The following is a 6,933-nucleotide window of genomic DNA, read 5'->3' on the forward strand; positions in this document are numbered from 1 at the left end:
GTTCAACGCCGGGTTCAACGCCGCGTCGCGGTTGCCGGGCAAGACGCTCGCACAGATCAACGATCCGAACCCCGTAACCGGGCTGTACCATCCGCGTATTCCCGGCCTCGTCAGCTACGACATCTTCCAGAAGCGGCTGGGTGCGGCAGGATCGGTCCAGTTCCAGCCTACCCCCAAGACGCTGATCTCGCTCGACGCGCTCTATTCGCGGCTCGACGGCACGCGCAAGGAATCGCAGCTGCAGGCGATCAGCTTCAGCCGGTCGGGCACTGGCAAGCCACAGACGGTCATCCGCGACGGCGTGGTGGACGGCGACAACAACATCATCAGCGGCACGTTCGACAACGTCGATCTGCGCACCCAGTCGCGCTACGACAAGCTGGTCACCGATTTTTACCAGGTCACCGGTACGCTCGACCAGAAGTTCGGCGAGAATTTCAAGATCGGTGCGGTCGTCGGCTATGCGGATTCGGCGTTCAGCAACCCGATCCAGTCGACCGTGACGATCGATGCGGCCAACACGCCCAATTTCTTCTACGATTTCCGCACGCGGTTTCCGACGATCAAGCCCGGCGTGGACCTGACCAACCCGAACAGCTTCGCCTTCGTCAACGGCACGTCGGAAGTTCGCATCCGTCCGCAGACCGTCAACAACAGCTTCACCAACGCCAAGACGTTTGCCGAGTGGACGGTCAATCCTTTGCTAAAGCTGAAGGTCGGCGTCGACTGGCGCCGGTTCGACTACAGCTCGACCGAGCAGCGGCGTCTGTCGGGCGAGTCGGTCGTGCAGACGCTGACGCCCGCACAGCTCGCCGCGGCGACGACGCTCTTCTCAGGCTTCGGCAAGGGGCTCGACACACCAGCCGGTACGCCGACGGCATGGGTCGTCCCCGATCTCGCCAAGTTCGCCGAGCTCTACGGGATCTACTCGAACCCACTCTACGCGACCGGTGGGGTGAACAATGCCAGCGCACGCGGATCGTTCATCACGGTGCGTGAGGACGATATCGGCGGCTGGGGCATGGCGGAGTTCAACTTCGCCGATCGCGGGCTGCCGATCCGCGGCGATGTCGGCGTGCGCTACGCCAACACCGACCAGCGCTCGACCGGCTACGCAGGACAGGGCGTCGCGACCAACCTCGTCGTCGCGGACCGGAGCTATCATCGCTGGTTGCCGTCAGGGAACCTGGTGATGGACGTCACCGATACGTTGCTGGTGCGCCTCGCAGCGGCAAAGACGCTCGCGCGCGCCGGAATCTCGGCGATCGCACCGGGTGGCAACCTCAGCGTTTCGGGCGGCAACCGTGCGTTCAGCAGCGGCAACCCCGATTTGACGCCGACGGAATCGGACAATCTCGACGTTTCGGTCGAATGGTATCCGACGCGCGGCGCGATCTATGCGGTGTCGGCGTTCCAGAAGGACATCGGCACCTTCGTACAGTCGCTGAGCACCACCGTTCCGTTCAGCAGCCTGGGCCTGCCGGACTCGCTCCTGGCCGGTACGAGCGCATCACCGACCGATCTGTTTATCGTCAGCCAGCCGGTCAACTCGAGCGGTGGCCGGCTCAAGGGCTTCGAGGTCAACGTGCAACAGCCCTTCAGCTTCCTGCCGGGCTTCCTGTCCAACTTCGGCGTGCTGGCGAACTACACGCACGTGACGTCGAACATCCAATACCTGACGTCGGCGACCGGTGGTGCATCGGTGATCGCGCCGTTGATCGGGCTTTCGAGGCATGCCGCTAACGGCACGCTGTATTTCGAAACCGCAAAATTCCAGATCCGCGGCTCGATCGCCTATCGATCGCGCTATCTGACTGCGGTGCCTGGCACCGAGGGCAACGCGTATAACGGCACGAGCGGCACGACCAACGTCGACGCGCAAATGTCGTACAACCTGACCGACAACCTCAAGTTCAGCATCGAGGCGATCAACCTCACCGATCAGGTCAACGATCAGTTCGTCGACGAGACCAACCGCCTGAATGTGCTGACGCATAGCGGCCGTCAGTTCACGGCGGGAATGCGTTTCTCGTTCTGATGGTTCGGTGCTGTCCGGCTGGATGGTGACAACCATCGACCTGGGCAGCATCATGCTGGAACGACCGGTCTCGACATTCATGTCACGACGCCAAATCAGAACAGGACGAGCGCATGACCTATAATCGCCGCGAGACGTTTGGACTGGCATTGGCGGGCGGTACGGCTGCGCTCGTTCCGACTACGCCCGCCGTTGCGGAACTGCCCAAGCAGGGCGCGTGCGTGTCGCGCTTCGACGACGGTTGGCGGCGCGGTTTCGAAGGCCAGCGCGTAGCCGACCTCGGGGATGGCCGCTTCCTCAATCCGTTGATCGCCGGCGACCATCCCGATCCCGCCATCCTGAAAGATGGCGCGGATTATTACATGACCTTCTCCAGCTTCGATTCCTATCCGGGGCTGACGATCTGGCACAGCCGCGACCTGGTGAACTGGCAACCGCGCAAGGCCGCGCTGACGAAGAACATCGGCTCGGTCTGGGCGGTCAGTCTCGAGAAGCATGACGGTCGGTATTTCCTGTATATCCCGGTCAAGGCCAAGCCGAACGCGATCCACGTCATCTGGGCCGATCATATCGACGGCCCCTGGTCCGACCCGATAGACCTCGGGCTGCCCGACCATATCGATCCCTGCCACGCGGTCGGCGAGGACGGATCGCGTTGGTTGTTCCTTTCCGGGGGCGACCGCATCCGGCTCGCCGACGACGGTCTGTCGACGGTCGGCAAGGTCGAGCATGTCTATGATCCGTGGCGGTATCCGGACACATGGGACGTCGAGGGCTTCAGTCCCGAGGGGCCGAAGATCGTCCGTCACGGCGGCTGGTTCTACATGATCACCGCGGTCGGCGGCACCGCCGGACCACCGACCGGGCACATGGTGATCGTCGCACGTTCGCGCTCGATTCACGGGCCCTGGACCAACGACCCCGCCAACCCGGTCGTGCGAACCGTCAGCACAGACGAGAAATGGTGGTCGCGCGGTCATGCCAGCCTCGTCGAGGCGCCCGACGGCAGCTGGTGGTCGATCTATCACGGTTTCGAAAACGGCTATTGGACGCTCGGCCGGCAGGCGCTGCTCGATCCGATCCGCTGGACCGCCAATGGCTGGTTCGCGATGACCGGCGGGGATCTGTCAAAGCCTCTGGCCAAGCCGAAGGGGGGCGCAGCGGTGCCCCACGGCCAACCGCTTTCGGACGATTTTCGCAGGCTGCAAGTCGGCAGTAAATGGAATTTCTTCCGGCCCGGCCCGGCCGAACGCGGTCGAGCCCGTGTCGAGGGCGGTGCGCTGATTCTCCAGGCCACCGGCACGGCGCCAGTCGATTCATCGCCTTTGATGCTGATCGCAGGAGATCAGGCGTATCGGTTCGAATGCGACGTCGAGACCGCGCCCGGTGGCACGGCGGGGCTCGTGCTGTTCTACGACGATAGGCTGTATTGCGGGCTTGGCTTCGACGAACGGCGGTTCGTCACGCATCAATATGGCAACGAGCGTGGGCGGCCAGCCAATCCGCACGGACGCCGCATGCGGATCCGCATCACGAATACTCGTCACATCGTCGCAATCCATACCAGCGGCGATGCGGGCAAGAGCTGGCACCGGTTCGATCGCGGCATGGAGGTGTCGGGTTATCACCATAATGTCCGTGGCGGGTTCCTGATGCTGCGCCCCGGGCTGTATTCGGCCGGCAGCGGCGAGGCGCGCTTTCGCGACTTCCGGTACGAGGCGCTCTGACCTCGGCGCGCTTCGCTCACCCAAGGCCTTGCGCGCACGCCCATTCCTCGAACAGCGTCGGCCATAGCGCGACTGGCTTGCCGACCGCCCTGCTCAAGCCGAAGCCATGCCCCCCGGTCGCGAACAGGTGTGTTTCGACCGCCACGCCGGCCTTGATCGCAGCCGCTCGAAACGCCAACGTATTCTCGACGACGACACTCCGGTCGTCTTCGGCGTGGACTAGTAAGCAGGGCGGCGTCGCCGACGTCACGTTCGAGGCGGTCGAATGCGCGTTCTCCAGGGCCGGCGTGGGTGAGGCTCCGAGCAACAGCGCGCGCGATCCGGGATGCGCGAGCGGCAGCGTCATCGATTGCACCGCATACATGAGCGCCGCGACATCGGGCCGTGCGCTGGTTCGATCCGCAGCGTCGATGGGCGTGTAGGTTGGCTGCGCGAACCTCGTCGCCAAGTCACCGCAGACATGGCCTCCCGCCGAGAACCCCATCGCTGCGACACGATCTGATTTGATCCCGTATGTGCCGGCGCGTGCGCGGATCAGCCGCATCGCCCGTTGCGCATCGGACAAGGCAACGTCCGGCCCAGCCGCCCAGCCATCGCCGGGTAACCGATAGAACAGTACGAACACCGTCCAGCCACGATCCGCCAGCCGGCGTGCGATCTCGTATCCCTCGCGGTCGACGACGATCCGGACATAACCGCCGCCCGGCATCACCAGCACCGCCGATCCGTTCGGCTTGGCGGGCCGGAACACGACCATGCGCGGGCGGGCGATACCGTGGACGGCGCGATCGGTAGCCGCGGCACCGGTCGCCCGGTCCTCGACGATCTCGACCGGCAAGTTCCGCGGCGCACCCGGCGCTCCGGCTGGCCAGAGGTCGATCGTTTCGGTCGGGTCCGGCTGCCGCGGCCCCCGGCCACCGACTTGGGCGGGCGGCGGAGTCTGCGCATCGCCGCTGGCCGACAGACCGACGGCCAGCGAACCCAGGATTGCACTCCGACGATCGATCATACGCTTCGGCCCATTAAAAAAGGGCGCACTCCGTGAGGAATGCGCCCGAGGAGAGAAGAGACCATGCCCGGCGCGGCTTACATTTTGAAGCGTGCGCCGACGAGGAAGGTACGGCCGAAGTGATTGTTCTCGTAATTCCGGTTTGCGTCGAGATCAGTATACCGGCTGCGAAAATTGTCGGTCAGGTTGGTGCCCTCGACCGACAGCTCCAACGCCGGGGTCAGCTTGTAGCGCATCGACGCATCGACGTTCAGCGACGAATTATACCCCTCGAACAGGTTCCCAGTCGCCGATGCCCCATCGATATATGGGCTACGATAGCTGATCGATCCGCGCGCGCTGAACTTGGCATCCTCGTAATACAGCGTGCCGTTATAGGCGCGCTTGGAAAGGCCATAGAGCGTCGCGGTGCGGGTCGTATTTGGCAATGAGCCGAGCGCGCCGCCCGGCTGCGTGATCGTCGTCGCCGGACCGCCCTGGGAGTAGCTGGCACTCGAATCCACGAACGTCGCATTCGCCAGCACGCCGAAATTCTTTAGGAACCCGGGCAGGAAGCGGAACGTCGACTGAAGGGCAATCTCCATGCCCTTGAGCGATGCGCCCGTGCCGTTGACGGGCGAGTTGATCTGCCATTCCTGGAATTCGGGCTGCTGCGCGGCTGGCGAGCTTGCCGGGATCACCGAAAGCGGCAGGCCCGTCGACGCGAACGTCCCGCTCCGCGTCTGCGTGACGGGGAAGCTCTCGACATTCTTCTTGAACAACGCGACCGAGAAGATCGACTGCGGCGCGAAATACCATTCGGCCGAGATGTCGAACGCGGTCGCGCGGAACGGATCAAGCTGCGGATTGCCGAAGGTCACGCGGTAGTTGAAGCCGTCGACCGACCCACCCGGGGTCAGGCTGCCCAGGCTCGGCCGCGTCAGCACCTTGGAGATCGCCCCGCGGATGATCACGTCTTCCGTTGGGAACAGCGCCACGTTGATCGCGGGCAGCCAATCGTCATAGCTCCGCCCGACCGTCACCGGCGTGTTCACGGTGACGCCGGCGGCGGTCGCCGACGACAGCCCGGTCGAGCGCTGCTTGGTGCGGACATAGCGCACGCCCGCATTTGCGGCGTAGCGCAGGCCGAACATGTCGCCCTTCACGTTGAACTCGGTGTAGCCGCCGGTCACCTGCTCGGACACGCTGCGCGTATCGCCGACGAGCACGGTCGGAGTCCGCCCGTACAGACCAGTAAACGCCGCTGCCTTATCGATATCGGGGATCAGGAAGCTGGTCGTAGTGCCCGCGGGCTGGCCAGAATTGCCGATGTTGAACAGCTCGCCGAGATTCCCCGCCGGAAAGCCGTACACCGCGGTAGGCCCGAACTGCGTGGAGGGCGAGCAGGTCAGCGTTCCCAGCACCAGATCGCGTCCGCCGGCATTCGGGCAGACGACCGTGTCCCGCGAGAAGCCCTCCGTATCGAAGGTGAATTTGCGGTACAGCCCACCCGCCTTGATCTGGAACCCCTCGGTCACGTCCCATTCGGTCCGCAACTGCGCGGTGCGGAACTTGTTGATCGTCTGCGATGGACGATCGCGGATTTCGGCGAGCTGGAAATTGGCCGGATCGGTGACGCTGGTGCCGAAGGTGAGCGTCGGCCGCTTCATGTCGGTATAGTCGTAGCTATAGCCCTGCGCGTCGCGGTCGTCGAAGACGAACGTCGTCTCGACGGGGATCGTCGCATCCGACTTCGAAACGCCGCCCATCAGCGTGAAGCGGAAAGTGTCGCTGACATCCTGATCCCAGCTGCCGCCGATCTGGTAGAATTCTGTCTTGGAATCGCGCACATAATGCTCGGTGCGGACCCAAGCGTCGTTTAGCGTCGCCTTGATCAGGTTGTTGTTCGCATCAATCGCGTAGTTGCTGATGTCGATCGAGCGCTCGTTGGAGCGCAGCAGGACTTCGCCCCACTTCTCCTCGCGGGTTTCCTTGAACCGCGAATAGAGGCCGTCGATCGAGATCTTGGTGGCATCGGTCGGCGACCATTGCACGCTGCCGGTGATCCCCAGCCGCTCGCGCTCGTGGCGGATCGTCCCGTAGCGTGGGATGCGCGGATGGAAGGCGAGCGCGGCGCTCGTGCAGGCGGCGCTCGGAACATAGACGCCGCCGCGGTTCGG

4 protein-coding genes are annotated in these 6,933 nt (G+C 64.1%); 2 read left to right on the top strand and 2 right to left on the bottom strand.

The window, feature by feature from the left end; translation table 11 throughout:
• Positions 1 to 2,038, top strand: a 2,038-nt coding sequence (locus sphst_RS14605) for a TonB-dependent receptor (RefSeq protein ID WP_107045750.1), incomplete at its 5' end; no start/stop codon positions are given.
• A 113-nt stretch (positions 2,039 to 2,151) separates the two neighbouring features.
• A complete protein-coding gene (locus tag sphst_RS14610) occupies positions 2,152 to 3,765 on the top strand; it encodes a family 43 glycosylhydrolase (RefSeq protein ID WP_056405776.1) in 1,614 nt (537 codons plus the stop codon).
• Positions 3,766 to 3,781: 16 nt separating this feature from the next.
• On the opposite strand, the gene sphst_RS14615 is transcribed toward sphst_RS14610, so the two are convergent.
• Both sphst_RS14615 and sphst_RS14620 read right to left on the bottom strand, forming a co-directional pair.
• Positions 3,782 to 4,774 carry an alpha/beta hydrolase gene (locus sphst_RS14615; protein ID WP_107045751.1) on the bottom strand — a complete coding sequence of 331 codons (993 nt, stop codon included), beginning with the start codon at positions 4,772 to 4,774 and terminating at the stop codon, positions 3,782 to 3,784.
• Between the two features lie 77 nt (positions 4,775 to 4,851).
• Positions 4,852 to 6,933: TonB-dependent receptor (locus sphst_RS14620; RefSeq protein ID WP_107045752.1), on the bottom strand; the 2,082-nt coding region annotated here is incomplete at its 5' end.

The organism is Sphingomonas sp. STIS6.2, assembly GCF_000732685.2.
In the GTDB taxonomy this organism is placed as follows: domain Bacteria; phylum Pseudomonadota; class Alphaproteobacteria; order Sphingomonadales; family Sphingomonadaceae; genus Sphingomonas; species Sphingomonas aerolata.

What these genes read in the sequence shown, in the direction of transcription:
- sphst_RS14615 (WP_107045751.1), bottom strand. Translation starts at nt 4,774, where the DNA reads ATGATCGATCGTCGGAGTGCAATCCTGGGTTCGCTGGCCGTCGGTCTG.
- sphst_RS14610 (WP_056405776.1), top strand. Translation starts at nt 2,152, where the DNA reads ATGACCTATAATCGCCGCGAGACGTTTGGACTGGCATTGGCGGGCGGT.